The organism is Pseudoalteromonas sp. CR1, assembly GCF_019392235.1.
Taxonomy (GTDB): Bacteria; Pseudomonadota; Gammaproteobacteria; order Enterobacterales; family Alteromonadaceae; genus Pseudoalteromonas.
In genome coordinates this window covers 1-235 of record NZ_JAHXRM010000637.1, presented here as the reverse complement: position 1 = coordinate 235, position 235 = coordinate 1, and the positions used below count along the sequence as shown (strand labels likewise).

Below are 235 nucleotides of genomic sequence, written 5' to 3'. Positions count from 1 at the left end.
AGGCGGATCTGCTCAGACCGGCGACATGGGCGAGGGACGATACGGTATGGTCCGCCGCTGGTCGCGCGGCCATTTCGGAGAAGGCCCGCGAGATCTGCGGATCGCTGAGCAACGAGAACCGCTCCGCCCAAACTTGCTGCGAGACGAGCGATCTCCGGAATATCGCAATGAGAACAAGCTTGAGCAGGCCTGCGGCCATTGCTCCGGTGCCGACCTCCTGTGCGGCGAGCTCGTC

At 64.3% G+C, this 235-nt stretch carries 1 protein-coding gene; it reads right to left on the bottom strand.

The window, feature by feature from the left end; translation table 11 throughout:
* On the bottom strand, positions 1-235 hold a 235-nt coding region (locus KZZ04_RS20840; protein WP_219424126.1), incomplete at both ends, for a hypothetical protein.